The sequence below is a fragment of the Streptomyces sp. NPDC051976 genome, assembly GCF_040680795.1.
GTDB lineage: Bacteria > Actinomycetota > Actinomycetes > Streptomycetales > Streptomycetaceae > Actinacidiphila.
On the sequence record NZ_JBFAXL010000001.1, the window covers coordinates 1 to 26,217 of the forward strand.

The 26,217-nt window shown below is 73.5% G+C and carries 23 protein-coding genes; 12 read left to right on the forward strand and 11 right to left on the reverse strand.

What is annotated here, in order from left to right:
• Positions 1-97: 97 nt before the first annotated feature.
• Positions 98-2,092, forward strand: coding sequence for a TPM domain-containing protein (locus AB0M29_RS00005; protein ID WP_365376576.1), 1,995 nt, complete (start codon positions 98-100; stop codon positions 2,090-2,092).
• Positions 2,093-2,101: 9 nt separating this feature from the next.
• Here AB0M29_RS00005 and AB0M29_RS00010 read toward each other — a convergent pair whose 3' ends face one another.
• The 7 genes from AB0M29_RS00010 to AB0M29_RS00040 all read right to left on the reverse strand — a co-directional run bounded on the left by AB0M29_RS00010 (position 2,102) and on the right by AB0M29_RS00040 (position 10,687).
• Positions 2,102-4,648, reverse strand: a complete 2,547-nt coding sequence (locus AB0M29_RS00010; RefSeq protein WP_365377613.1) for a SpoIIE family protein phosphatase — start codon at positions 4,646-4,648, stop codon at positions 2,102-2,104.
• Positions 4,649-4,860: 212 nt separating this feature from the next.
• Positions 4,861-7,488, reverse strand: coding sequence for a SpoIIE family protein phosphatase (locus tag AB0M29_RS00015; protein ID WP_365376578.1), 2,628 nt, complete (start codon positions 7,486-7,488; stop codon positions 4,861-4,863).
• Positions 7,489-7,626: 138 nt separating this feature from the next.
• A complete protein-coding gene (locus AB0M29_RS00020; protein WP_365376580.1) occupies positions 7,627-8,019 on the reverse strand; it encodes a (deoxy)nucleoside triphosphate pyrophosphohydrolase in 393 nt (130 codons plus the stop codon).
• Between the two features lie 72 nt (positions 8,020-8,091).
• Positions 8,092-8,289 (reverse strand): SPOR domain-containing protein, encoded by a 198-nt coding sequence (locus AB0M29_RS00025; RefSeq protein WP_365376583.1) that lies wholly within the window; start codon positions 8,287-8,289, stop codon positions 8,092-8,094.
• 6 nt (positions 8,290-8,295) lie between these two features.
• On the reverse strand, positions 8,296-8,745 hold the full coding sequence (locus AB0M29_RS00030) for an RpiB/LacA/LacB family sugar-phosphate isomerase (protein ID WP_365376586.1): 450 nt from the start codon (positions 8,743-8,745) through the stop codon (positions 8,296-8,298).
• Between the two features lie 173 nt (positions 8,746-8,918).
• A complete protein-coding gene (locus AB0M29_RS00035) occupies positions 8,919-9,671 on the reverse strand; it encodes a GntR family transcriptional regulator (RefSeq protein WP_365376589.1) in 753 nt (250 codons plus the stop codon).
• A gap of 77 nt (positions 9,672-9,748) precedes the next feature.
• Positions 9,749-10,687, reverse strand: a complete 939-nt coding sequence (locus AB0M29_RS00040; protein WP_365376591.1) for a DUF4190 domain-containing protein — start codon at positions 10,685-10,687, stop codon at positions 9,749-9,751.
• Positions 10,688-10,782: 95 nt separating this feature from the next.
• Here AB0M29_RS00040 and AB0M29_RS00045 point away from each other — a divergent pair, with 95 nt between their 5' ends.
• From AB0M29_RS00045 to AB0M29_RS00055, 3 genes are all read left to right on the forward strand, one after another.
• Complete coding sequence (locus AB0M29_RS00045; RefSeq protein WP_365376593.1) at positions 10,783-11,364, forward strand: RNA polymerase sigma factor; 582 nt, start codon at positions 10,783-10,785, stop codon at positions 11,362-11,364.
• Positions 11,361-12,380, forward strand: a complete 1,020-nt coding sequence (locus AB0M29_RS00050; protein ID WP_365376595.1) for a hypothetical protein — start codon at positions 11,361-11,363, stop codon at positions 12,378-12,380. Before AB0M29_RS00045 ends, AB0M29_RS00050 begins: the two co-directional genes overlap by 4 nt.
• A 90-nt stretch (positions 12,381-12,470) precedes the next feature.
• Positions 12,471-13,835 (forward strand): glycoside hydrolase family 18 protein, encoded by a 1,365-nt coding sequence (locus AB0M29_RS00055; RefSeq protein WP_365376598.1) that lies wholly within the window; start codon positions 12,471-12,473, stop codon positions 13,833-13,835.
• An 89-nt stretch (positions 13,836-13,924) separates the two neighbouring features.
• On the opposite strand, the gene AB0M29_RS00060 is transcribed toward AB0M29_RS00055, so the two are convergent.
• A complete protein-coding gene (locus AB0M29_RS00060) occupies positions 13,925-14,752 on the reverse strand; it encodes an oxidoreductase (RefSeq protein WP_365376600.1) in 828 nt (275 codons plus the stop codon).
• A gap of 117 nt (positions 14,753-14,869) precedes the next feature.
• Between AB0M29_RS00060 and AB0M29_RS00065 the strand changes: the two genes are divergently transcribed.
• From AB0M29_RS00065 to AB0M29_RS00080, 4 genes are all read left to right on the forward strand, one after another.
• On the forward strand, positions 14,870-15,778 hold the full coding sequence (locus tag AB0M29_RS00065; protein WP_365376602.1) for a LysR substrate-binding domain-containing protein: 909 nt from the start codon (positions 14,870-14,872) through the stop codon (positions 15,776-15,778).
• 146 nt (positions 15,779-15,924) lie between these two features.
• Positions 15,925-17,103: a serine hydrolase domain-containing protein gene (locus tag AB0M29_RS00070; protein ID WP_365376605.1), complete on the forward strand. Its 1,179-nt coding sequence runs from the start codon at positions 15,925-15,927 to the stop codon at positions 17,101-17,103.
• A 200-nt stretch (positions 17,104-17,303) separates the two neighbouring features.
• Positions 17,304-18,191 (forward strand): alpha/beta hydrolase, encoded by an 888-nt coding sequence (locus tag AB0M29_RS00075; RefSeq protein ID WP_365376607.1) that lies wholly within the window; start codon positions 17,304-17,306, stop codon positions 18,189-18,191.
• 98 nt (positions 18,192-18,289) lie between these two features.
• Complete coding sequence (locus tag AB0M29_RS00080; RefSeq protein WP_365376609.1) at positions 18,290-19,231, forward strand: RNA polymerase subunit sigma-70; 942 nt, start codon at positions 18,290-18,292, stop codon at positions 19,229-19,231.
• Here the strand turns inward: AB0M29_RS00080 and AB0M29_RS00085 are convergent.
• Together AB0M29_RS00085 and AB0M29_RS00090 are read right to left on the reverse strand one after the other, a co-directional pair.
• Positions 19,170-20,162, reverse strand: coding sequence for a hypothetical protein (locus AB0M29_RS00085; RefSeq protein WP_365376611.1), 993 nt, complete (start codon positions 20,160-20,162; stop codon positions 19,170-19,172). The two genes, AB0M29_RS00080 and AB0M29_RS00085, sit on opposite strands and share 62 nt — an antisense overlap.
• Positions 20,163-20,182: 20 nt before the next feature.
• On the reverse strand, positions 20,183-21,412 hold the full coding sequence (locus AB0M29_RS00090; RefSeq protein WP_365376613.1) for a PTS transporter subunit EIIC: 1,230 nt from the start codon (positions 21,410-21,412) through the stop codon (positions 20,183-20,185).
• Positions 21,413-21,630: 218 nt separating this feature from the next.
• Between AB0M29_RS00090 and AB0M29_RS00095 the strand changes: the two genes are divergently transcribed.
• Entirely contained in the window at positions 21,631-22,362 is a 732-nt protein-coding gene (locus AB0M29_RS00095) for a GntR family transcriptional regulator (RefSeq protein WP_365376616.1), read from the forward strand.
• Between the two features lie 6 nt (positions 22,363-22,368).
• On the opposite strand, the gene AB0M29_RS00100 is transcribed toward AB0M29_RS00095, so the two are convergent.
• Positions 22,369-23,013 (reverse strand): HAD-IA family hydrolase, encoded by a 645-nt coding sequence (locus AB0M29_RS00100; RefSeq protein ID WP_365376618.1) that lies wholly within the window; start codon positions 23,011-23,013, stop codon positions 22,369-22,371.
• 217 nt (positions 23,014-23,230) lie between these two features.
• Here AB0M29_RS00100 and AB0M29_RS00105 point away from each other — a divergent pair, with 217 nt between their 5' ends.
• The 3 genes from AB0M29_RS00105 to AB0M29_RS00115 are packed head-to-tail and all read left to right on the forward strand — an operon-like array spanning position 23,231 to position 26,216.
• Positions 23,231-24,220 (forward strand): Gfo/Idh/MocA family oxidoreductase, encoded by a 990-nt coding sequence (locus tag AB0M29_RS00105; protein ID WP_365376621.1) that lies wholly within the window; start codon positions 23,231-23,233, stop codon positions 24,218-24,220.
• On the forward strand, positions 24,217-25,200 hold the full coding sequence (locus tag AB0M29_RS00110; RefSeq protein WP_365376624.1) for a Gfo/Idh/MocA family oxidoreductase: 984 nt from the start codon (positions 24,217-24,219) through the stop codon (positions 25,198-25,200). The genes AB0M29_RS00105 and AB0M29_RS00110 overlap by 4 nt, the downstream gene beginning before the upstream one ends.
• Positions 25,197-26,216, forward strand: coding sequence for an ABC transporter permease (locus AB0M29_RS00115; protein WP_365376627.1), 1,020 nt, complete (start codon positions 25,197-25,199; stop codon positions 26,214-26,216). Before AB0M29_RS00110 ends, AB0M29_RS00115 begins: the two co-directional genes overlap by 4 nt.
• Position 26,217 lies beyond the last annotated feature (1 nt).

A 26,217-nucleotide genomic window follows, 5' to 3' on the forward strand; every position in this document is an offset into this window, starting at 1 on the left:
CGCGACCGATCTCCGGTCGCGGCACGGGCGGTGCGCGCTTAGCCTCCGAAAAGGAGCCACGCGGTGGAGCCGTGGCGGGGCGAAAGGCGCGGTGCGGATGCGACGGGTCGCGGGGATCGTTGCGGCGCTCGGCGCCCTGTGGCTGGTGCCCGGGGTGGTCGGCGCGGCGCGGGCCGACGATCCGGTGACGCTGTCGCGCACGGGTGCCGTCACCGACCGGGTCGCGGCGCTGGGCGGCCGCACCGCACAGGTGACGGCCGCACTCGACCAGCTCTACGACGACCGCGGCATCCAGCTCTTCGTGGTCTACGTGAACGGCTTCTCCGGCCGCACCCCGCAGGACTGGGCGAACGCCACCGCCACCAGCAACGGCCTCGGCCGGCGGGACATCCTGCTCGCCGTGGCCACCCACGACCGGCGCTACGCCATCTCCGCCGACCAGGACTCGGGGCTGACCCCGGCCCAGCTCAGCGAGGTGAGCGGCGCCGCGGTGGAGCCGGCGCTGCGGCAGAGCGACTGGGCGGGCGCCGCGACGGGGGCCGCGTACGGCTACGACGCGGTGCTGGGCGGGCGGCCGGTGACCGCGCCCGCGATCACCCCGGGCGCCGTGGACCCGGGTGGCAGCGCGGCCTCGTCCAACGGCGCCGGTGACCTGTGGGTGCCGGTGGTGGCCGTCGGGGTGCTCGGCACGCTGATGGTGTTCGCGGTCCGCAGGCGGCGCGGCAGGGACGGCCCGGAGATCATCCCCTCGACCCGCCCCGGCGGGCGGCGGCCGCGGCCGGGCGAGCGCGGCTGGGGCGCGCCGCGGCCGACCCCGCTGCCGGAGCTGGACGACCAGGCCAGGCAGGTGCTGGTGGCGACCGACGACGCGGTGCGCACCAGCGACGAGGACGTGGGCCTGGCGGCGGCGCAGGTCGGCGACGAGGCGGTGAAGCCGTTCGTCGAGGCCGTCGACTACGCCAGGAGCGAGCTGGCGGCCGCCTTCCGGCTGCGGCAGCGGCTCGACGACGGCTATCCGGCCGACGACGACGCCACGCGGCGCCAGATGCTCGACGAGATCCTGTCCCGCTGCACTCAGGCCGACCGGCGGCTGGACGCGGAGTCGGAGGCGTTCGACCGGCTGCGGGCCCTGGAGGCGCAGGCGCCGGAGACGCTGGAGCGGGCCGAGGCGCGGGCGACGGCGCTGCCGGGCCGGATCGCCGCCGCGGAGGCGGCGCTGGCCCCGGCGGCGCAGGCGTACGCCGACTCCGCGCTGGCACCGGTCGCCGGGCATCCGGCGCGGGCCAGGGACCTGCTGGAGTTCGCGCACACCGGGCTCGACCAGGCGCGGCCCGCGCTCGGCATCGACCGCAGCCGGGCGGCGGCCTTCCTCCGGGCCGCCGAGGGCGCGCTGGCCCAGGCCGCGGTGCTCGCCGACGCCGTCATCCGCCGGGCGCGGGACCTGCGGGAGGCGGACAACGCGCTTCGGGACGCCCTCGCCTCCGCCTCCGCCTCCGACGAGCCGGCGGCGCACGCCGTACGGGAGGAGCTGGCGGCCGGGCGGCACGATCCGATCGCCGCGCTGCGGCGGGTGACGGAGGCGACCGCGGTGCGCGACGAGACGGGGAAGCCGGGGCCCGGCGAGACGCGGGACGCGACACGGAAGCCCGCGCCCGGCGAGACGCGGGACGAGGCGGAGGACGAGGCGGGTCGCGAGGCGCCGGGGCGGGCGCGTGGTGTGCTGGACAGCGCGCTGCTGACGGCCCGCGCGGAGGTCGGCGCGGCCCGGGACCTGGTCACCACCCACCGCGGCGCGATCGGCAGTCAGGCCCGTACCCGGCTCACCGAGGCCGAACGGCGGCTCCGGCTGGCCGACACCCTGGCGACCGACGACCCCGCCGACGCGCTCCCCCACGCCCAGGCGGCCGACCGGCTCGCCCGCGAGGCACAGTCCCAGGCCCGCAGGGACATCGACGCCTTCCCCCAGCCTGCCGACGCCCGCACGCCCGCCCTCCTCGGCGGCATCCTGCTGGGCAAGCCCCCCAACAGCACCACCCCGGCCACCTTCGGCGGCGAAGCCACCCGCACCCGCCTGGCGGCAACGGGCTTCTGAGGCGAGCCGTCAGAACATGCTGAGCAGGTCCTCCACCGAGGGGCCCGCCGCCGGGGAGCCCTCGCCGGGGAGGGCGAGTTCGAACCAGACGGTCTTGCCGCGGTGGGTGCGGCGGCTGCCCCAGCTCTCGCTGAGCATCGTGACGAGCTGAAGGCCGCGGCCGCCCTCGTCGGTGTCGCGGGCGCGGCGGCGGCGGGGCTGGACGAGGGCGCTGTCCCAGACCTCGCAGACCAGGGTGCGGTCGAGCAGCAGGCGGAGCCGGATGTCGCCGTAGCCGTGCCGCAGGGCGTTGGTGACCAGTTCGCTGACGAGCAGTTCCGTGGTGTCGGCGAGCTCGTCCAGGCCCCAGGTCTGGAGCTGTCCGCGGGCCAGCTCGCGGGCGCGGGCGACCGAGGTGGGGCGCGGCTCCAGCGTCCAGTCGCCGACCTGCTCGGCGGGCAGTCCGCGGATGCGGGCCATCAGCAGGGCGATGTCGTCCTCGCCGTGCGCGGTGTCCAGCGTCGCCAGGACGTGGTCGCAGATGTCCTCGAGGGGCCGCGGCGGTCCGGCGAGCGAGGCGCGGAAGGCGTCCAGGCCCTCGTCCAGCGGGTGGTTGCGGGACTCCACCAGGCCGTCGGTGTAGAGGGTGAGCAGCGTGCCCTCGGGCAGCTCGACCTCGATCTCCTCGAAGGGCTCGCCGCCGACCCCCAGCGGCACGCCCTTGGGCACTTCGAGCAGCAGCGGCGATTCGCCCGGCTCGACCACCGCGGGCGGCAGATGACCCGCGTTGGCGATCGAACACCTCCGGGTGACCGCGTCGTAGACCACGTAGACGCAGGTGGCCAGGTACACCTCGGACAGGTCGGCGCCGCCGCGGTCCTTGGCGCGCCGGGTGCGGCCCTGCGCGGGGGCGCCGAGGCCGCGGGCGACCTCGTCCAACGCGGTGAGCACATCGGCCGGTTCGAGGTCGAGCATGGCCAGGGTGCGTACGGCGGTGCGCAGTTCGCCCATCGCGACGGCGGCCCGCAGCCCGCGGCCCATCACGTCGCCGACGACCAGCGCGGTGCGGTGGCCCGGCAGTTCGATGACGTCGAACCAGTCGCCGCCGACCTCGGTCTCCATGCTGCCCGGCAGATAGCGGCAGGCGATGTCGAGTCCGGCGGCCTCGGGGTCGTCCGGGGGCAGCAGGCTGCGCTGCAGGATCAGCGCGCGTTCGTGCTCGCGCCGGTAGAGCCGGGCGTTGTCGATGAACACCGCGGCGCGGCCCGCGAGTTCCTCGGCGAGCATCCGGTCGCGCTCCACGAACGGCTCGCTGCCCTTGGCCCGGGAGAACTGCACCAGGCCGAGTACGGTGTCGCGGGCGACCATCGGGACCACCAGCGTGGACTGCACCAGGGTGCCGCCCAGGTCCGGGCCGCCGTCGCCGTCGATCACCTGCGGCTGGGCGGTGCGCAGCGCGCGGGCGCTGGCGGAGCTGAACCGGTAGCGGTGCACCGCGCCGACCGAGACCGGACCTTCCTCGGACATGTCGTCGTCGTCCCCGGCCATCGCGACCGGCGCGTCCGACACGGCGCTGGCGAACGCCACCCGCCGTACCTCGCCGCTGCCGTCGGTGGTGCCCGCCAGGTCCTCGGCGCCGGACAGCAGCGCCTGGTAGAGGTCGACGGACGCGAGGTCGCAGAAGTGCGGGACGGCCACGTCCAGGAGTTCGCGTGCGGTGGTCTCCAGGTCGAGCGAGGTGCCGATCCTGGCGCCCGCCTCGTTGAGCAGCGCGAGGTTGCGGCGGGCGTGCGCGGCTTCGCGCTCGGCGCGCTGTCGTCCGGTGACGTCCATCGCCAGTCCGGCGACGCCGATCGGCCGTCCGGAGCCGCTGTGCAGCCGGTAGAGCGACATCGACCAGCGCCGCCTGGCGGGGTCGCCGGGCACGGTGCCGACCAGCGGCATGTCCAGCACCGGCTCGCCGGTCTCCAGCACCTGCCGCAGCGCGGCGGAGAGCCGGTCGGCCTCCACCCGGGACAGGAAGTCGTGCGGGCCGCGCCCGCGGTGCTCGTCGGCGGGGCGGCCGAAGACGGTGGCGAAGCGGTCGTTGACCCGGATCAGCCGCAGATGGGTGTCGAACAGCACGAAGCCCATCGGGGACTGGCCGAACACCGCCTGGGAGGCGGCGACATCGGTCTCGATCTGACGGAGTGTGGCCACGTCCACCGCGATGCACAGCGCGCCGCGGTCGGCGGGCATCACATAGACCTCGGCCAGCCCGCGCGCGCCGGACGCGTCCTCGTACGGCACCAGGCCGGTCCACTCGCGGCCGTCCAGGATCTCCGAGAGGCGTTCGCGCGCGCGGGGTTGGACGTCGCGCGGCGCGAAGGCGGCGACCGGGTCGCGGCCGAGTGCCTGCTCGGCGGGGACCCCGAAGAACTCGGCGGCGCGCTCGCTCCACTGGTCGATCTTGCCGTCGCGGTCCAGCGAGAAGGACGCCACGCGTATGTAGTCGTAGATCGAACCGGGCGGGCTCGACTGCCAGACCGCGGTGACCGCGTCCGTGTCGTCTCGGGGCGGAACCGCCCTCGCTGGCATGTCGCTCACTCGCCCGACCCCTCCAGCTCAGCACACATGGACCGGTTGGAGCCGAGTATTCAGCATGACGACCGTCCAGCACACGGTCTTGTCGATCACAGCATCATCTCGGCTCGTGGCGGACGGGGTCGGTCCCCGTGACACCACGAATGCGTTCCTCGCTCCCGCGTCTTCGGCATACCCGGAACCACACTCGTGAACCATCGCCGCAGTCACGGCAGGGCCAGCTCGAACCAGACCGTCTTGCCCAGCGGCCCGTGCCGCGTCCCCCACCGCCGTGAGGCCCGGGCCACCAGCTGAAGGCCTCGGCCGCCCTCGTCCTCGGCGGTGGCCTCCCGCTCCATCGGTGGGTCGGGGAGCGGGTCGGAGACCTCCACCAGCAGTGAGGAGCCGCGTACCATCCGTACCCCGATCGGGCCGTGCGCGTACCGCAGCGAGTTGGTCACCAGCTCGCTGACCAGGAGTACGGTGACGTCGGCGAGCGTCGGCAGGCCCCATTCCACCAGGGTGTCCCGGACCCGGCGGCGGGCCAGCCGGACGGCGCTGGGCTCCGCGGGGAAGGTCCAGGAGGCCGTGGAACCGGCGGGCAGCCCGCCGAGCCTGGCCATCAGCAGCGCGACGTCGTCCGGCTCGCGGCCGGGTTCCATGGTGTTCAGCACGTCGTCACAGACCTCCTCCAGCGAGTCCATCGGGCGGCAGAGCGTCTTGCGCAGCCGGTCCAGGCCGTCGCCGATGTCATGGCGGCGGGACTCGACCAGTCCGTCGGTGTAGAGCACGAGCACGGTGCCGTCCGGCACCTCCAGCTCGGTGGTCTCGAAGCGCACCCCGCCCACGCCCAGCGGCACCCCGGCGGGCAGGTCGATCAGCCGGGCCTCCCAGCGCTCGCCGCCGTCCCCCGGCAGCGGGTCCGGGCAGCCGTCGCCGTCCTCGCCGTCCCCTCCGTCCGCGCCCTGCTCCGGCTGCACCAGGATCGGCGGCAGATGGCCCGCCTGGGCGATGGCGCAGCGCCGGGTGGACGGGTCGTACACCGCGTAGACGGCGGTGGCCATCCAGCCCTCGGCCTGGCCGCGGGCGAGGTCGTCGCCGAGGTCGTTGACCCGGCGCAGCAGCTCGTCGGGCGGCATGTCGAGCCCGGCCAGCGTCCGTACCGCGGTACGCAGCCGCCCCATGGTCGCGGCGGCGCCCAGGCCGTGTCCCATCACGTCGCCGACGACGAAGGCGACCCGGCCGCCCGCCAGCGGGATGACGTCGAACCAGTCGCCGCCGACCTCCGCGCCGCTGCTGCCCGGCACGTACCGGAAGGCGACGCCGACGCCCGGCGGCTCGGGCACCGACTGCGGCAGCAGGGTGCGCTGGAGCATCAGGGCGCCCTCGCGCTCGCGGACGTAGAGCCGGGCGTTGTCCAGGGCCGCGCCCGCCCGGTTGGCCAGGTCCATGGCCAGCGCCAGGTCGTCGTGGTCGAACGGCTCCCGGCCGCGGGCGCGGCTGACCACCAGCAGCCCGAGCACCACCCCGCGGGCCCGCAGCGGCAGCACCAGCAGCGAGTGGATGCCGAGCGCCATCGCGGCCTGCACCTTGGGGTCGCCGGGGAAGGTGGTCGCCAGCAGCTCCCGCTCGGAGCTGACCAGCCGGGGCTGCCCGCTGGTCAGCACGGTGCCGAAGATCGACTTGCGGGTGAAGGAGATCGGCTGCCCCTGCCGGATCATCTCGTGCACCTCGGGCCCCCAGCGCACCGCGTGCGCGCCGAGCTGCCGCATCGGGGTGCTGTCGCTGTACGGCACGCTGGGCAGGTCGCCGCCGTCGGCCACCTCGGCGTGCAGGATCACCCCCGAGTAGTCGCTGAAGGTCGGCACCAGCGCGCGGGCCAGTTCCTCGGCGCTGCGGCGTACGTCCAGCTCGCCCGCGATCCGCGAGCTGACGTCGTTGAGCAGCGCGAGCCGCCGTCTGGCCCGCTCCACCTTGGCGGCGGCCTCCACCCGCTCGGTCACGTCGATCACGGTGGCGCTGATCCCCAGCACCCGCCCGGCGCGGTCGGTCAGCCGGTGGTACGACAGCGACCGGTGGCCGCGGCCGCGCGGGGCCAGCGACACCAGGTCGATCACCGGACGGCCGGTGGCCAGCACGTCGCGTTGCAGCGCGGTGAGGTCGGCGGCGGTCTGCTCGTCGAGGATCTCGGCGACCGTGCGGCCGATGTGGTCGGCGACCGGCAGGCCGTTCATGGCGGCCAGCGCCTCGTTGACCCGTATGTAGCGCAGCTCGCGGTCGAAGATGGCCACGCCCAGCGGGGAGGCGTCGAAGAGCGAGTCGAGGGCGCCCAGGTCGTGTTCCAGGGTGCGCAGCCTGGACGTCTCGACCATCGACGCCAGGACGAAGGGGCGGCCGTCGCCGTCCACCAGCAGCGAGGCTCTGGTCTCCACCTGGACGGCGTGGCCGTCGCGGTGGCGCAGCGAGAGGATGCCGCTCCAGCGGCCGTCGCGCAGGACCTCGCTGAGGACCTGTTCCGCGTGCTCCGGGTCGCCCTGGTCGGGGGCGTCGTCGGAGGCACCGAAGAGACCGCCCACCCGGCGGCCCACGATGTGCTCCCCCGCCCAGCCGAGGACTTCCTCGGCGAGCGGACTCCAGAGCAGCACCCGGCCGCTGGTGTCGAGCATGACGACGGCGACCCGCAGGGTGTCGAGGAGCGTGCCGGTGCTCTCGCCCTGCCCCTCGCGCTCCTCGCGCTCCAGGCGCTCCTGGTGTTCCCGGCGGGCCAACTCGGCGGGGTCGGGTCCTGGCTGCAGACCGCCCGGCCGCCGGACGCGTCTCGGCGACGCCTCCGGATCGTCGCCGCTGGCGCTCATGCCTCGCACCCCCGACCGGGTCGGGCCGGTGTCGCACCCGGCCTCCTACAGGGATTTACCCCCTCTTACCCGATATTCCCCCAAAGACCACGAATGCGCAGGGCTCGGGGAGCCGGAAAGACCGTCGGTGCGACGCGGTCAGCGGGCCAGCGTCCGGGCAGCCCACTCCACCGCCGGGCGGTCCTGGTCGAGCCAGTCCACCTCGCCGGTCTCGGAGGGCAGCAGCCAGCGCAGGACGTCGTGGTCCTGGAGCGGGCGGGGCGTGCCCTCCACCAGACGCGCGGTCCACACGTGCAGGGTCAGCCCGCCGGACAGCGGCCAGGCGCCGGGGACACGCTCCAGCGGCGCGACGGTGACGCCGAGTTCCTCGCGCAGCTCGCGCACGAGGGCGTCCTGCGGCGTCTCGCCCGGCTCCACCTTGCCGCCCGGCAGCTCCCAGCGTCCGGCGAGCGCCGCCGGCGCGGTCCTGCGGGCGGCCAGCAGCCGCCCGGCGTCGAGCAACGCTCCGCCCACCACCACCCGATCGGTCATGGACCGCACCTTACGGGGACGTCGCACCCGTCCCCGCCCGCACCCATGGCACCTACGGCGCTCCCGGCGCCGCTACGACGACTGCGCCGCCCGGGGGGCGACCCGTTCTATGACGTAGTGCCGTCCCCGTTCCCGTTCCCTTTCCAGCTGCGGTCCGGCGAGGGCGTCCGCCACCCGTTCGGCCTCGGCGCGGGTCGCGTACCGTCCCACGCGGTAGCGGTTGCCGCTGTCGTCCTGACGTATGAGGACCCACACGAGGTCTAACGTCATCGGCTTTCATTCCCCCTCAAGGTCCAGCTCGGCGAGGTGCGCCACGTTCTCCCGGTCGTCGGAGGCGTCGCTGGCCACGGCGTCGAACCAGGCGTCGAGGATCTCCCCGAGCACCGCGCCGGAGACCACGCGCAGGCTGAGCGCCAGCGCGTTCGCGTCGTTCCAGGTGCGCGCGCCGCGCGCCGTGTACGCGTCGGCGCACAGCGCCGCCCGTACTCCCGGGATCTTGTTGGCGGCGATGGACGCGCCCGTGCCCGTCCAACAGCAGACGACAGCCTGGTCAGCGGCTCCGTCTGCGACCGCGCGCGCCGCGGCCTCCGCACTCCACGCCCAGTCCTTGCGGTCACCGGGGCGCAGTGCGCCATAGGCCAGCACGGTGTGGCCGCGATGCCGCAGCTCTTCGACCACCTGCCGGGCCACCGGTTCATCCATGTCCGAGGAAACGGCGATGCGCATATGCCCGAGCCTACGCCCGAGGTTCACGGGGCGGGTACGCATTGACACGAAGAGGTACCGATCCGGCCAGGCGTTCGACCAGAAGTTGACGTCCGGTCACCTGCCGGACGCGTGGGACCGGCCGGGGCGAGCGGCGGCCCCGCGGAGGGTTCACGCGGGGCGGCGCCCGGCCGTCACCTCACCGGAAGGTGGTACACCGCCCGGTACTTCTCCGCGGGGATCACGACGTCCGCGGTCTCCACCGGCTGCCCGGACACGAAGTACGTGCGCCGGATCTCGATCACGATGTGCCCGGGCACACCACCGAGCGCGGCGGTCTCCTCCGCGAGCCCCGGGCGCGCGCCCACCTCTTCGGCCATATGGTCGACGACCAGGTCGATCGCGGCCATCCGCTGCACCACACCCTGCCCGCCGACCGGCCCCTCCTCGGGCAGCAGCACCGGGGTGCGGCCGGTCAGCGAAAGCGGCTCCCAGGAGGTGGAGAGCATCGAGGGCTCGCCCTCGGTACGGAAGAGGTAGTGGGTGCGCATCACCCGGTCGCCGGGCTCGATGCTCAGCCGCTCGGCGATGGCCACCGACGCCACGTCCTGGATGCTGCGCGACTCCCAGGTGCCCTTGCAGCCCTCGTCGCCCTGCTCCTGCCGGAACGGGCTCGCGGTGCCCGCCGGCCGGAAGCCGCTGCGGACGATCTTCCGCGGCCGGGGCCGCTCCCGTACATAGGTGCCGGAGCCCGACCGGCCCTCCACGAAGCCCTCGGCCATCAGGACCTTCCGCGCCTCCAGCGCGACCGTGTCGGAGACGCCGTACTCGGTACGGATCCGGGCCTGGGAGGGCAGCCGCGCGTGCGGTGGGAGCGTGCCGTCGAGGATCTTGCGCCGCAGGTCGTCCGCGACGCGAAGGTAGGCGGGTTGCTCACCGAATGACACGTGGCCCTCCCAAGGGGTTGACTGTGTGCGACAGCTTGGCAACCGTCGGTACCCGTCCGCAAGCCTTCCCCTGAGCTTCACACTCCGACGCCGGACCCCTTGGCGCCGTCCTTGACGGAACCGGACACCTTGCCCGTGGTGCCGCCGAAGAAGCAGGTCACCGAGTGGTCGCCGCGCGACCAGCCGTCCGGCGGAGGCATGTAGTAGTAGATGTCCATGCTGCCGGGAAGCGGGGTGTCGCCGGTGTAGTCACTGGCATATGCGGCGCACTTCGTCTCCGCTATGGCCGATATCGAGTCCACCCCGGGGTAGTCGCCACCGCTCGCGGCGTCCAGCGCGAAGACCGCGAACGCCTCCGCGTCATGGCGCTTCTCGCAGCCGACCACGTCCACGGTGGTGGACCGGGCGCCGTCGCCGCCGCCGTAGTCGGACAGCGTCTTGCCCACGGTGTTGAAGCACTGGCCGGGCCTGAGGTTCTCCACCCGGGTGTTGCCCTCGTCGAAGACGCCCATCACTCCGAGGGTGACGATGAGGGCGAACAGCGCGGTGCCGATGCCCGACAGGGTCATCCCGGCGATCGCCAGGCCCTTGCCCTTCTGCGGGTTCCGCTTGATCTGCCGCAGCGAGAAGAAGCCGAGGATCGCGCCGAGCAGCGGCACACAGCTGAAGGCGGTCACCAGCGAGGCGATGGCCATCCCGTTGGTGGTGAGCTGCGGCGCGTACCAGCCGCCCTGCGGGTAACCGCCGTACGGCTGCGGCCCGTAGGGAGCCGGTCCGGCGTACGGCGGCGGATACTGCCCCGGCGCCCCGGGTCCCTGCGCCCCGGCCCCGTAGGGCGACTGCCCGGCGTACGGCGGCTGCTGGCCGTACGGTCCCTGCTGGGCGTAGGGCGCCTGCGGATACGGCGGCAGGCCGTCGTACGGCGGAGGGGCGGGGGCGGGCGGCGGCATGCCGGGGTACGACCCGGGCGGCGGGACGTCCTCGGGCGACGGCGGGGGCGGGGGCGGTATCTCCACGCGGGGATCCTACGGTCCGCGCGAACGCTCGCCGCGCGCGGACGGAAGTAGGGGTGCGGCCGGCGATGAAGGACCGGCCCGGCGAGGAGGAGCTCATGACACACGACGGCGCCGCCGACGACGCGGCGCTGACCCGCGCGGCCGACGATCCCGCGGCCTTCGAGGCACTGGTCGCCCGGCACTCCGGCGTCCTGCACGCCTATCTGGACCGGCGGGCCCCGCACGCGGCGGACGACCTGCTGGCGGAGGTGTGGCTGCGGGCGTTCGCGGGCCGGGCAAGCTTCGACGCGGCGCGCGGCACCGCCAGGGCGTGGCTCTACGGGGTCGCCCGGCATGTGCTGGCGGAGCACTGGCGCACGCTCGGAGCGCCGGTCCCAGCCGTCGGGGAGACCGCCCCGGTCGACCCCTGGCACGCGGTCGACCAGCGGCTCGACGCACAGGCGGTGGCTCCGCTGATCCGCCGCATCATGCGTGAACTCCCTGCTGTGGAACGCGAGTTGCTGCTGCTGGTGATCTGGGAGGAGCTGACGCCCGCAGAGGCGGCGGCCGTCGTCGGCATACCGCAGGGCACCGCCCGCTCCCGGCTGCACCGCGCCCGCTCCCGGCTGCGGGACGCGCTCACCCCGCCCGGGGGCGCCTACGCCCCGGCCCACCGGATGACAGGAGACCTGACATGACCCGCAGCAGCGGCGGCCGCGAGGCCGCCACCGAACAGGACGCCACCCTCACCCCCGCCGATCTCGCGCTCCCCGGCATGGACCGGCTCGTCGCCGCCCGCACGGTGACCCCGCCCACCCCGGAGGTCGTGGCCCGCGCGCAGGCCGTCGTACGCGCCGCGATGGAGCGCGAGGCGCGGCACACGGCGGGTCTGGAGGACGCCCCGGGCGCCGCCGTCCCGGTGCGCCGCCGCCTCTTCCGCCGCCGCTGGATCGCGTCGGCCGCGGTGGTGGCCGCGGCGGCCACCGGCATCGCGGTGCTGCCCACGGTGGGCATCGGCGGCAGCAAGCCCCCGGCGAGCGCGAGCGCGGCGACATTCCTCAACGGCATGGCGGACGAGACGGACGCGGCGGTCCGGCACGGGCACGGCGACGCGACGGCGATCGGGCGGTTCCACGGCGCGCCGTACTGGAAGGTGAGCTACGACGATGCCACCACCACCGCGAGCACGAAGGGTGCCGAGTGGCTGTCGAGGGCCGACAACGTGCACTTCGTGAAGATCGGCTCCGTCCTCGGCCAGGGAATGGGGCTGGGGCCGTCCAGGCCGGAGCCGCTCTACTGGCTCGTCGGCAGGACGAAGGTCCGGGTCAGCGGACTGGACAAGCTGCCGACCGACACGGCGGCTCTGCGGGCCGTGCTGTTCACGGACAAGCTGGCCGGAGACGAGTGGTTCGACATCCAGCAGTTGCTGGGCACCGCACCGATCAGCTCGAAGCTGCGGGCCGCGCTCTTCCGGGTCCTCGCCCAGGTCCCCGGAGTCCGGCTGAACGGCACGAGCAAGGACCGTCTGGGGCGCTCCGGCACACAGATCAGCATCGACCGGGGCTTCGGGCTGTCGTCGTACATGCTGATCGAACCCCGCACCGCCACCCTCCTCGAGGAGGGCAACAGCCTCCCCGGCAACCCGCCTTTCGGCAGCCGCCTCTCGTCGCGGACGTTCACCGGCGCCGGACCCTCCTGGAAGGTGGGGCACTGACGGCGTGACAGCAGCGGCGGAGCCGGTTGTCCGGAACCGGTTCCGCCGTTCCCCTTGACCCCCATTGGTCCAGACCAATACCTTCGCGCCATGCGTCGAAGAAGAGTTCTCGGCCGTATGGCCGCCACCGCTGCCACCCTGTCCCTGGTCGCCGTCCTGCCCGCCGTCACCGGCGCCGGCACCGCGCAGGCCCACGACGGGCACGACAGCCACTCGTCCTCGTACAAGAGTGTCGGCTACTTCACCCAGTGGGGTATCTACGGCCGCAACTACCAGGTGAAGAACGTCCAGACGTCCGGCACCGCCGCCAAACTCACCCATCTCAACTACGCGTTCGCCAACATCGGCGCCGACGGCAAGTGCTTCGAGGCCAACGCGCCCGGCCAGGGCGACGCGTGGGCCGACTACCAGCACCCGGTCGACGCGGCGGGTTCCGTCGACGGCACCGCCGACACCGCCGAGCAGCCGCTGGCGGGCAACTTCAACCAGCTGCGCGAACTGAAGGCCGCCAACCCCAAGTTGAAGGTGCTGATCTCGATCGGCGGCTGGGGCTGGTCGACCAACTTCTCCGACGCGGCCCTGACCCCCGCGTCCCGCCAGGCGCTCGTGGCGTCCTGCCTCGACATCTTCATCAAGGGCAACCTGCCGCTGCTGGACGGCAAGGGCGGCCCCGGTTCGGCCGCCGGGCTCTTCGACGGCGTCGACATCGACTGGGAGTGGCCCGGCTCCGCGGCCAACACCGGCACCGTCTACCGGCCGCAGGACAAGCAGGACTTCACCGCGCTGGCCGCCGAGTTCCGCAAGCAGCTCGACGCCTACGGCCGCACCACGCACAAGCACTACGACCTGAGCGCGTTCCTGCCCGCCGCCCCGGCCAAGATGGACGCGGGCTTCGAGGCCAGGAAGATCTTCAAGTACCTCGACTTCGGCACCGTCCAGGGCTACGACTTCCACGGCCCGTACGAGTCGACCACCAACCAGCAGTCGGCGCTGCGCGCCCCGCGCGACACCCCGGTGGCCAACGACTTCAGCGACACCCAGGCCATCGGCGACTGGCTCAAGCGCGGCGCCCCGGCCCGCCAGCTCGTGCTCGGCCTGCCGTTCTACGGCCAGGGCTGGACGGGCGTCCCCGACGGCGGCAAGGCCGGTCTCTTCCAGACCTCCACCGGCCCCGCTCCCGCCACGTGGGGACCGGGCAACGAGGACTACCACGCCCTCAAGGCCCTGGCGCAGTCCGGCACCTACACCGTCCACCGCGACACCAGGAACGGCTTCGCCTGGCTCTACGACGGCACCAACTTCTGGACCTACGACGACCCGCAGGTCCTCACCGCCAAGACCGCGTTCATCCGCAACGCCCACCTGGGCGGCGCGATGATGTGGTCGCTGGACGGCGACACCTCGAACGGTGAGCTGATCAGCGCCGTCCACAACGGTCTGGCCTCGCACCACTGACCCGAGCCCGGTCCGCGAGCACACCGGCGGCGCCCGGTCCTCCCCCACCCTGCCGGGGGAGGACCGGGCGCCGCTGTCGTGCCGGTGCGCTACGCGTCGAAGGCGGTGGCCCGGGCGCGGGACTCCCACGGGGTGATCTGCGCCCGCACCTGGTCGAGGTGGCCGAGCACCGCGGTGACGCCGTCGTCGCCCAGCGGCAGGTGCAGCGGGGTGTCCTCGGCCGCCAGCGCCTCGATGATCAGGGCGGCGGCCTTCGCCGGGTCGCCCGGCTGCGCGCCGTCGGCGTCCGCGGCCATCTTGCGGGTGCCGCCCACCGTCGCCTCGTAGTCGGGGAGTTCGGCGCTCACGCCGCGGTTGGCCATCAACGAGGTGCGGAAGGCGCCGGGTTCGACGATCAGCGCCTTGATGCCGAGCGGGCGGACCTCGTCGAGCAGCGCCTCGGTCATCCCCTCCAGGGCGAACTTCGTACCGCTGTAGGCGGAGAAGCCCGCGAAGGACATCTGGCCGCCCATGCTGCTCATCTGCACGATCGCGCCCGAGCGGCGGGCCCGCATGCCCGGCAGCACCGCCCGTACCAGCGCCGCCGGACCGAAGACATGAACGTCGAAGAGGCTGCGCAGCTCCTCGTCGGTGGTCTCCTCGAAGGCACCGATGTGGGTGCGGCCCGCGTTGTTGACCAGGACGTCGATCCGGCCGTGCCGCTCGACCACGTCGCGGACGGCGGCGCCGATCGCGGCCGTGTCGGTCACGTCGAGCCGGAGTGCCTCCACCTGGTCGGGGTGGGCGGCGACCAGGTCGTCCAGAGCCTCGGTGCGGCGGGCCGCGCCCACCACCACGTCCCCGGCGGCGACGGCCGCCTCGGTGATCGCCCGGCCGAAGCCGCTGTTCGCGCCGGTGACCAGCCAGACCTTGTTCATCGTCTCTCCCGTTGACTGTCGTTCTCGATCGGCGGGATCTTCCCGCGATCTCCCCTGTGACAAGCCTGCGGTCGTGGCCCGTTGCCCGTCCAAGATCTGTCGTGATAGCTGATGGTTATGGCTATGGACGTACACGGCCGGGACCTGCGGTACTTCGTCGCGGTGGCCGAGGAGCTGCACTTCACGCGGGCCGCCGAGCGACTGTTCGTCTCGCAGCCCGCGCTGAGCAAGCAGATCCGGGCGCTGGAGCGGCAGCTCGGCGCCCCGCTGTTCACCCGCGACCGGCAGGGCGTGGCCCTCACCGCGGCGGGCGAGGCGCTGCTGCCGTACGCCCGCCGGACGCTGGCCGCCTGGGACGAGGCGTGGTCGGCGGTCGAGGAGGCCAAGGCCGCCCAGCGCGCCACCCTGGTGGTGGGCATGAGTACGAGTCCGGGCCGCGGCGGTCTGCTCCCCGCCGTCCGCTCCCGTTTCACGGCCGCGCACCCGCAGGCCACCGTGCGGCTGCGGCAGGTCAGTTGGGAGGATCCGACCGCAGGACTCGCCGACGGCGACAGCGACGTGGCCTTCGTCTGGCTGCCGCTGCCCGACCAGGAGCGCTACGCCTTCACGGTGGTCGCCGAGGAGCCGCGGCTGGTCGCGCTCCCCGACACCCACCCGCTGGCCTCCCGTGCCGCCGTCGACTTCGCCGACCTCCTGGACGAGCCGTTCCTCGCCCTGCCCGCGTCGGCCGGGCCACTGCGCGACTACTGGCTCGCCACCGACTCCCGCGGCGGCCGCCCGGCCCGCGTCGGCGCCGAGATCGCCAGCACGGAGGAGACGTACGAGGCGCTGGTCGGGGGCCTGGGCGTGGTCCTGATCGCGGCGGGGAACGCACCTCTCATCACCCTCGGCGGCGTCACCACCCGCCCCGTCCACGGCATCACCCCCAGCCGCTTCGCCCTGGCCTGGCGCAAGGACGACACCCGCCCCCTGGTCCGGGCCTACGCGCACGCCTGCGAACGCGCGGCGGGCCCCAGCGGGGGCTGAGCAGGGGTCCGCCGCCGTCACCCGGCGCGGTGCGGCGCCTTCGGCCGGATGGACCACCACGGGTGCGGGTCGCGGCGGACCGGCCGAGGCTGGTGGCTGCCCGGCCTCGGCCGGCCCGCTCCCGTCCCCGTACCGGAGGTACGACCGTGGCGTCATCCCCGCGTCCGCGCGCCCGTGCGCGATCCGTACGACTGGCCGCCGCGGCCCTCGCGGCGGCCGCCGCACTCGCCGCGCTGGTGGCCGTACCCGCCCGGGCGGAGGTCCGGGACCCCGGGCCCGGCGGGCTGCAGGCCCAACTCCAGGCGCTGGTCGACGCGGCGGGCGGACCGCCCGGCGCCATCGCGGTGATGCGGCGCGGCGACCGTACCCAGGTCTACCGGGCTGGGGTCTCCGAGCTGGGCACCGGCAGGGCGCCGCGGACCACCGACCACATGCGGATCGCCAGCACGGCCAAGGCGTTCAGCGGCGCCGTCGCACTCTCCCTGGTCGACCGCGGCAAGCTCTGCCTCGACGACACGATCGGCAGGCGGCTGCCCTCACTCCCGCGGGCCTGGGCCCAGGTGACGCTGCGGCAGTTGCTGCAGCACACCAGCGGCCTGCCGGACTACAGCGCGGCCCCGGCCTTCCTCGCGATCCTGACCGCGGACCCGCGCCACCACTTCGACTCGCGCAAGCTGCTGGACTACGTCAGGAACGAGCCGCTGCTGTTCCGTCCCGGCTCGCGGTACCAGTACTCCAACTCCGACAACATCGCCGTCGCGCTGATGGCCGAGGCCGCGACCGGCCGCCCCTACGAGGAGCTGCTGCGGACCCTGGTCTACCGCCCGCTCGGCCTGACGCAGACCAGCCTCCCGCAGGGCTACACCCTCCCTGAACCGTATCTGCACGGCTACGCCTTCGACCCGCCGAACCCGCCCGAGGACGTCAGCACCGTGCTGAGCGCCTCGGGGGTCTGGGCCTCGGGCGGCATCGTGTCCACCCCGAAGGACCTCACCGCCTTCATCCGCGGCTACGCGGGCCCGGCCCTGATCAGCGCGCCGACCCGGCGGCAGCAGTACACCTTCGTCCCCGGTGCCTCGGAGCCCGCCGGCCCCGGCACCAACGCGGTGGGTCTCGCGCTCTTCCGCTACACCACCCGCTGCGGGACGGTCTACGGCCACACCGGCAACTTCCCCGGCTACACCCAGCTGATGGCGGCCACCGCCGACGGCACCAGGTCGCTCACCTTCTCGATCACCACCCAGGTCAACAAGACCCTCACCCCGGCCCTCCTGGCCCAACTCCGGGCCACCCAGGAGGACTTCGTCTGCCAGCTGCTGCGGTAGCCGAATCCCCTCTCCCGTGCCCGATCTCCCGTACCCGACTCCTTTCGCGTACCCGTCCGGTCTACCTCTCGACGGCCCGCCTCCCGCGGGCCGCCCGACCACAACGAGAGGCAGAACATGACCGACGCGATGAACCCCCGGCTCGTCTGGTTCCCCATCGGACGAGGCCGGATCTGAGCCGGGACGGGAGGCCGCACACCATGGCGAGCACACAGTCGGGCGCCGTCGCCAACCTGTACCGGCAGTGGCGGGCCGACCCCGCCCCTGACGACCCGATCTTCGACAACCGGCAGTGGGACGTACTGACCGCGGAGCCGGGCGCGGTGGACTACCTGGAGACCGACGCCGACGGGTCCACCGTCCTGTGGGCCGTCCCGCACGGCTGCGCCGCCGACCGGGTGCTGCTGTGCGTCCACGGCGGCGGCTTCATCGGCGGGTCGGTACACACCCACCGCAAGATGTTCGGCCACCTCGCGAAAGCGGCGGGTACCCGGGCACTGCTCGTGAGCTATCCCCTGCTCCCGCAGGGCGTGCACCCGGCGCCGGTGGACCAGGTGGCCGCCTCCTACCGCTGGCTGCTCGGCCAGGGCGTCGAGGCCGGTCATGTCGCCTTCGTCGGCGACTCGGCCGGCGGCGGCCTGGCCGTCACCGCGCAGCTGCGGGCCCGCGAGTGGGGGCTGCCGCTGCCCGCGGCGGCGCTGCTGATCTCGGCGTGGGTGGACATGGAGGTGACCGGCGCGACGATGCGGTCGAACAGCTCGGCCGAGGCGCTGTTCACCCAGCAGGGGGTGCGCGAGCTGGCGCAGGGCTTCCTGGGCGGCGCCGACCCGCGCGACCCGCTGGCCAGCCCGCTCCACGCCGACCTCACCGGCTTCGGCCCGCTCCATCTCCAGGTCGGCGGGGCCGAAGTGCTGCTCGACGACAGCCGCCGGCTGGCGGAACACGCCGAGAAGGCGGGGGTCGAGGTCCTGCTGGACGTCTTCCCCGAGCAGCAGCACACCTTCCAGATGATGGCGGGCCGCGCCCCCGAGGCGGACGACGCCATCGGCCGGTTCGCCGCGTGGGTACGGCCGCTGCTGGGGCTGTAGGCGCGGCCGGTCCGGGCCGCCCGCGAACGCCCGGCCGCCGCGGCGACAAGTAGGGAATGAACCGGGTCGCGGACCCGGGACGAGGTGAGGGGGAGGACATGCCGCAGCAGACGGTGGCGAGGCCGGGCGGCGCGGGCGGTGGCGGTTACGCGGGGCTCGGCCCGTACGGACCCGCCGGTCCCGGGTTCGCGGCGCTGACCGGGCCGTACCGGCGGGAGCTGCTCGCGCACTGCTACCGTCTGCTCGGCTCGGTCGACGACGCCCAGGACCTGGTCCAGGAGACATATCTGCGGGCGTGGCGCTCGTACGACGGATTCCAGGGCCGGCCGTCGATCCGTGGTTGGCTCTACCGGATCGCGACCCGCGCCTGCCTTGACGCCCTCCGGCACGGCTCCCGGCGGCGGCTCCCCTCGGGTCGCGCGGGTTCCGCGGGCGGAGTGCCGCAGCCGATCCCCGACATCCTGGTGGTCACCGCGTCCGGCGATCCCGAGGCGATGGCCGTGCCCGCGCGGAGCCTGCGGCTGGCGCTGGTCACCGGCCTGCAGCGGCTGCCCGGCCGGCAGCGGGCGGTGCTGCTGCTGCGCGACGTGCTCGACTTCCCGGCCACCGAGGCCGCCGCGATCCTCGGCATCAGCGTCCCGGCGGCGAAGAGCGCCCTGCAACGCGCCCGCGCCAACCTCCACGCGGCGGCGCCCGGATGGGAGAACGAGCCGCCCCCGCGACCGCGGGGCCGCGCCCTTCTCGACCAGTTCGTCGCGGCCGTCGAGACCCGCGACGCGGACGCCCTCCAGCGCCTGCTGCCGCCGTCCTCCCCCTGGTTCACCGGCCTCCCCGAGCCGGGCGAGGGTGACTGGCGGCTGCTCCCCACCTCCGCCAACGGCCAACACGCCGCGGCCGCCTACCTCCGCGCCCCCGACACCACCCACCACGGCATCGGCATCCTGGTCCTCACCACCACCGCCACCGCGATCACCCGCCTCACCCCCTTCCCCGACCCCGCCCTCCTCCCGGCCTTCGACCTCCCCCTGCGCCTGCCGTGAGCCCGTCGTACCAGTAGGCGAACCGGCGCAGCGGGTCGCCTTCCTCGCTCCAGGGCCACGCGGTGGCGACGCCACCGATGGCCCGTAGCGCCGTACCGGCCTCGTCCATCCTGACCGCCTTGATCAGGGCGTACGCGAGGACGTTGAGGTCGGCCAGGGCCGCCGCGTGGGTGAGGAAGCCCGGGGTCGGCCACTGCGCGACGGCCCGGTCCAGGGCCCGGGCAGCGTCCGGCCGGGACCAGTGCTTGTGGGCGCTGACGGACACCAGGCCACCGGCGGCGGCGTCGCGCTGGTAGGCCCGTACGAAGGCGGTCAGTTCCAGCGCGGCCGTCGGGGCGCCGCGCGGCATGACCGCGCACGCCCCGTCGACCAGTTCCCTCACCTGCGTGGCGGAGCCGCACTCGTCGGGTGACAGATAGGCGAGAACCTCCAGGTGCGCCTCGCGGTGCCACGCGTCCCGGCTCTTGATCTCCCGCCACACCGCGCCGACTTCGCGCAGGGGGCGACGTTCGCGCCGCTGGGCGGCGAGGAGCAGTGTCCACGGGGTGGGGTCCTCGGGCAGCAGGTCGGCGGCGCGCAGGCAGAGCCGCTGGGTCTCGCGGAGGTCGGGCGCCGCGCTCTGCTGTGAGGCTCTGGCGATGTCGGCCCACGCCTGGAGCAGCAGGGCGTCCTGTCGCTGCGGCCGGTGCCTGCGCCAGAAGTCGGGCAGGGCGTCCCCGGCGGTGTGGGCCAGCACCTTCAGCCGATGGCCCTTGCGGTCCCAGTCCTGCCCCGCGTCCCGGATCAGCGACTCGACGAGGGAGACGGCGATGTCCTGCTGACCGAGGGCCCACAGCGAGTCCAACTGGCGGCGGACCCGCGCCAGAGCGGTGTCGTCGAGTTCGGGGACCAGGCGTGGGAGGGTGGCTCTTCCGCGGCCGAAGACGGGCATGTGTCGCTGCCTTCCGGAGCCTAGTGAGGGGTCGTTTCGTCGTGCGGTACGGCGCCGACGTCCTCTTCGCGGCCGAGAGTGCGCAGGTTCCAACGCCGTATGACGAAGCGGAACACCACGTAGTAGACGACCGCGTAGCCGAGCCCTATGGGAAGGAGAAGGAGCGGCTCGGTCGCCTTGCCGTAGTTGACGACGTAGTCGATGAAGCTCGCGGAGAAGGTGAAGCCGTCATGGATACCGAGGGCGTTGACCAGTGCGAGTGACGTCCCCGTGAGGATCGCGTGGATGAGGTAGAGCGGCCAGGCGACGAACATGAAGGCGAACTCGAGCGGTTCGGTGATCCCGGTGACGAAACTGGTGAGCGCCGCCGAGAGCATCAGGCCGCCGACCGCCTTGCGCTTCTCGGGGCGTGCCTCGTGCCAGATCGCGAGCGCCGCCGCCGGAAGGGCGAACATCATGATCGGGAAGAAGCCGGTCATGAAGATCCCGGCCTGGGGGTCGCCGGCGAAGAAGCGGTTGATGTCGCCGTGGGTGCCCTTGTAGTCGCCGATGATGAACCACACCACGGAGTTGAGGATGTGGTGCAGGCCGAGCGGTATCAGCAGTCGGTTGGCGGCGCCGTAGATCCCGCCGCCCACGACGCTGTTGTCGGCCACCGCGCTGCCCACCGCGGTCAGGCCGCGGTTGAAGAGCGGGTACGCGAAGCTCATGGCGACGCCGACGAGCAGCGCGGTGACCGCGCTGATGATCGGCACGAGCCGACGGCCGCTGAAGAAGCCCAGGTAGGGCGGGAGTTTCGTGCGGTGGAACCGCTGCCACAGCGCGGCGGTGAGCAGCCCGATGACGATTCCGCCGAACACCCCGAAGTTGACCACCGCCTGGGCTCCGGTGGTGTCCGTCCTCCCTCGCAGGACGATCGGTGACATCGCGGTGAAGACCCCGTCGAGGACCAGGTAGCCGACGACGGCCGCCAGTGCGGTCGAGCCGTCGGACTTCTTGGCGAAGCCGATCGCGATGCCCACGGCGAAGATCAGCGGGAGATGGGTGAACAGGGCGCCGCCCGCGGCGGAGATCACCCCGGCGCTCTCCCTGAGCGGACCGAAGCGGCCGAGTACGTCGTTCTGGCCGACCCGCAGGAGCAGTCCCGCGGCGGGGAGCACCGCGATCGGCAGCATCAGACTGCGGCCGAGTCTCTGCAGACCGGCCAGTCCGGGACGGCCCCCCGAGGGGGCGGGTGCGCTTGTCGTCATGGCGACCTCTGAGGGGTGTGCAGCTGGTGTGGCCACACCCTAGCGCACCGGTACTGTCTGGTCATTACCAGTTGCCCTATCAATAGTCCCGCCGCACCCGGACGGGACCGGCGCCGCCGACGATCCGCTGGTATCCGCTGGTCATGACCGCTGAGGCACAATGGAGGGGTCACCGCCGTCCCGGTCGCGCCGGGCCCGACCACCGCAGGGGAACGCCCATGAGCACCGCGCAGCCGATCGTCGCCGGGCAGGTGCCCAAGCACGAGCAGCTCCACGACATCCTCGTACGCCTGTGCACCCAGCAGCTCTCCCCGGGCGACGCGCTGCCGAGCGAGCGGCAGCTCTGCGTGGAGCACGGCGTCAGCCGGGTGACGGTACGCGAGGCCATCGGCCAGCTGGTGTCCGAGGGGCTGGTGGTACGGGTGCGGGGGCGGGGCACCTTCGTCGCCGAGCGGACCTACCAGTCGGAGCTGCGGCTGGCGTCGTTCCACGAGGACATGCGCAGGCTGGGCCTCGAACCGGGCACCGTGGTGCTCTCGGTCAAGCGGACCAAGCCCCCGGCCGACACGGCCGAGGTGCTGGAGCTGGGCGCCGGGCAGGACGCCTGGCACGTCCGGCGCCTCCGGCTCGCCGACGGCTCCCCGATCTCCGTCGACGACGCCTGGTACAGCGCGGACCTCTTCCCCGGCCTGGACTCCACCGACCTCACGGCGTCGATCTACGACACCCTGGCCACCCGGTACGGGCATCCGGTGGACCGCGCCGAGCAGACCGTGGGCGCCGGGGAGGCCACCAGCGAGGTGTCCACGCTCCTGGGCATGCCCAAGAAGGGCTCGGTGCTGACCTTCGACCGCCGGTCGTACAGCGGGAAGCGGCCGGTGGAGCACACGTACACCTGGTTCCGCGCCGACCGCTACCGGCTGCACATGACCCTGACGGGCAGGGCCTGATCCGGGTCAGTTCCCGGACACCACCGCGGCCACCCGGCCGGGGTGGAGGTCGGGGACGGTCCAGCGGGCGCCCCGGGCGGTGAGTTCGCCGGGGGGCGCGGTGGTGGCCACCCCGACGATGTTCCGCACCCCGGCGCCCACCAGGGCGCGCACGCCCGATGACGAGTCCTCGAAGGCCAGGCAGTCCACCGGCCGCACCCCGAGCGCGGCGCACGCCGTCAGGTAGCCCTCGGGGGACGGTTTGCCGAGCGCGACGTCGCCCGCGCTGACCACGACGTCGACCAGCTCCCGTATGCCGAGCGTGTCCGCGAGAACACGCTCGGCCCAGTCGCGCCCGGCACTGGTGACCACCGCCGTCCGCACCCCGAGGTCGCCGAAGAGCCGGACGAGGTCGACCGCGCCGGGCACGATGCCGACCTCGGCGACGAGCCCCAGCGCGACCCCGGTCATGACCCGGACCGCCGCCTGGGCATCGGATCCGGCCCACGGCCCGGCGACCTCGCGGATGACGTCCGCGGGCCTGCGGCCCATGTAGCCGCGCCGGTACTCCCGTTCGTCGACGGTGACGCCCCAGTGGTCGAAGAAGTGCTGCCAGCAGCGGCGATGCACACCCTCGCTCAGCACCAGCGTGCCGTCGAGATCGAGCAGCACCGCCCGCACCCCCCTCCCCACCCCGTCGGCACCGGCGTTCACGGGCCGACCGCCGCGGCGCGCCCAGGACCGGTTGACATCGCGCTGATCGCGCCGCATCCTGCTGGAGAACTGGTCATGACCAGACAGTACCAGTTGACCTCGGGGTGTCGGCGTGGAAGTCACCGCCGCCCGCCCCGTCCCCTGGAAGCGCAGTGAACGATCTGAGGAAGTACCCGTGCGCACATTGCGAGTTGGACTCATCGGTGCCGGCGCCCTGGGCGCCCTGCACGCGGAGAACCTCGCGGCGGTGCCGGACTGCCGGTTCTCGGCCGTCGCCGCCGACCACTTCTCCGACGGCGCCCTGGCGGCCATGCGGTCGGCGCGGGCCGCCGCGCTGGACGTGGCGGACATCTTCGACCCCGAGTGTCTCGACGCCGTCATCATCGCCACGCCGACCGACACCCACGCCGACTACGCGGTCCGCGCGATCGACGCGGGACTGGCGGTGTTCTGCGAGAAGCCCCTCGCGCGGACGTCCGCCGAGGCCCGGGCGATCCGTGACCGGGCGGCCGCCCGCGAGGCCAAGGTGGCCGTCGGCCACGTCGTGCGCTATTTCCCCGAGTACGCCGCCGCTCACGACCTGGTGCGCGACGGCGGTGTGGGAAGGCCGTCGATGGCCCGCCTGGCACGGCTGAACTCCGCGCCGGGCGGGGCGGGTTCCTGGTACGGCGACACCGCGCGCAGCGGCGGCGTGCTACTGGACATGGCGATCCACGACGTCGACTGGTCCCTGTGGACCTTCGGCCCGGTCCGCCGTGTGTACGCGGTGGCTTCCGAAGACGACGAGGGCCAGGTGGTCGCCCTGACACTCCGCCATGAGTCGGGCTCCGTCACGTACATCGACGCCAGTTGGCGCGACGACGCCTTCAGCACCCGGCTGGAGATAGCCGGCACCGAGGGCCTCTACCGCGCGGGCGCCTCGGGCAGCGCGGGCTTCGCGTCCGTCACCCGCGCCGCCGCCTCGTACCTGCCGCCGAGGGCCGACGCGCCGACCCACGACGACCCCTACGTCCTGGAGTTGAGCGCGGCGATCGACTGGTTCCGCGGCGGACCCCCGCCACGGGCGACCGTCGCCGACGCCTGCGACGCGCTCGCGGTGATCGAGGCGGCGCAGCGCAGCATCGACAGCGGCCGCCCGGTCGCCTGCACGGAGGTCGCGTCATGATCAGGGTCGGATTCCTCGGCTGCGCCCATGTCCACGCGGCCGTATACCGCGACGAGTTGCGCGTCTCCCCGCGCGGCCGGGCCACGGCGGTCTTCGACCACGACCGTGCCCGCGCCACCGCCTTCGCCGCCGCGGACGAACTGTCGGTCGCGCAGAGCGCGGAACACCTCTGCTCGCTGGTCGACGCCGTCATCGTCACCAGTGAGCACACCGCCTATGCCGGGCTGGTGACCACGGCGGCCGCCGCCGGGGTCCCGGTGCTCTGCGAGAAGCCGCTCGGGGTGTCCGCCGAGGCCGCCGCCACGATCCAGGACTCCGGCGCCTGGCTGTCGGTCGCCTTCCCCGTGCGGTACGCCCATCCCGTACGGCAGGCCAAGGCCGAGATCGAGCGCGGCGGACTCGGACGGCTGCTGGCCATGAGCGGCACCAACCACGGGTCCTTCCCCGGCGGTTTCTTCGGCAGCCGGGCAGCGGCGGGCGGCGGGGCCCTCATCGACCACGTCGTCCATGTCGCCGACGCGCTGCGCTGGCTCACCGGCTGCGAGTACCGGGCGGTGTACGCCGAGGCCGGACGGTTCGCCGGGGTCGGCGACGTGGAGGACGCCGGGCAGGTCACGGTCACCACCACCGGCGGCGCCTGGGCGACCATCGACCCCAGCTGGTCGCGCCCGGCGGGCATGCCCGGGGCTAACGACCTGCTCATGACCCTCTGGTTCGAGCACGGTCAGCTGTCCGTCGACGCCTTCGCCCGGCACGCGTCTCTCGCGCGAGCCGACGGCTCCGTCGCCGAACTCCCTTACGGGCGGGGCATGGACGCCGAGCTCCTCGACGACTGGCTACGCGCGATCGAGTGCGGCGCACCGCCGCCGGTACCGGGCGCGGACGGCTGGAAGGCGACCCAGGTGGCGCTCGCCGCGCTGCGGTCGGCGGACGAGGGCCGGGTCATCCCCCTCAACCCCGCGAAGGCGGACCTCACATGAACCTCGACATCCTGCGCGGCGGCGTCCTGCGACGCTTCGGCCTCTGGCTGGTCTTCGCCCTCGTCACCGCGGTGCTGCTCGTCATCTCCCCGACGTTCCGCACGCCGGTGAACCTGGAGAACGTCCTCGAACAGAACGCGATCCTCGGCATCGTCGCCTGCGGCATGGCCGTGATGATGATCTCCGGCGGCTTCGACCTGTCCGTCGGCGCGATCGGCGCCACTGCCTCGGTCCTCGGCGCGCAGGTGTCGGGGCACCACGGCGCGCTGCTCACCATCGCCGTCGGCCTGGCCGGCGGGCTGGCGATCGGCGTGGCCAACGGGTTCCTGATCGCCAAGGTGCGGATCAACGCGTTCGTCGCCACCTTCGCCATGGCGAGCATCATCTCCGGGCTGCTGTTCGTCTCGACCGGCGCCGAGTCCAAGGAGGGCGTCACACCCTTCCTGGAACGCGCCGCCACCGCCCGCGTCGGCAGCCTCCCGGTCATCTTCCTGGTCTTCGTCGGCTGCCTGCTCGCCGTGTGGTTCCTGCTGACCCGTACCCGGTACGGCCACTACGTCTACAGCGTGGGCGGCAACCCGGAGGCCAGCCATCTGTCCGGCGTCCCCGTACAGCGCGTGCAGATCTTCGCCTTCGCCGTCGGCGGGCTGCTCGCGGCCGGCGCGGGACTGCTGCTGCTCGGCCAGACCGACGTCGGCCAGCCGTCCGCCGCGGCGGACTGGCCGTTGAAGGCGATCGCGATCTGCGTGGTCGGCGGTGTCGCCCTGACCGGCGGCGTCGGCCGTATCGAGGACGTGCTCGCCGCCAACCTGCTGCTCGGTGTGATCTCCAACGGCCTCAACCAGCTCGATGTCTCGCCGTACTGGCAGCCGACCGTCACCGGCCTGGTCATCCTCGTCGCCGTCGTACTCGACCAGTACAACCGCGGCCACCACAGCGGCCGGCGGGGCAGCCGGGCGCCCTCCCCCGCCCCGGCCCCGCCGGTTCCCCTCGCCACACCCACCCACACCCCGTAAC